Source organism: Gilvimarinus sp. 1_MG-2023, from assembly GCF_030548285.1.
Window position 1 is genome coordinate 1 of record NZ_JAUOSC010001195.1, and the last position, 261, is coordinate 261.

General features: G+C 56.3%; 1 pseudogene. It reads left to right on the forward strand.

Annotation, left to right across the window (positions count from 1 at the left end):
* Nucleotides 1-261, forward strand: a pseudogene (locus tag Q4563_RS20645) (FMN-binding protein); the annotation flags it as partial.

The following is a 261-nucleotide window of genomic DNA, read 5'->3' on the forward strand; positions in this document are numbered from 1 at the left end:
GACAACTACCTCAGTCAGGAAGCGTTCCTGTCACAGGCGTTTGGCGAGCAGCCAGCAGCGGCCAAAACCCTGTGGCTCAAACCGGAACATAAAGAAGCCGCCACCGCCTTGCTCGGCCATTCTTACGTTGGTTTGCGGGTACGATACTGGCAAGCCGACACCACCAGCGCCTGGATTCTGCAAGAGATTGGCAAAGAGAAGCCAATCACCATCGGCGTGGTGATTACCGATAACCAGATACAATCGGTCGCGGTACTGGCG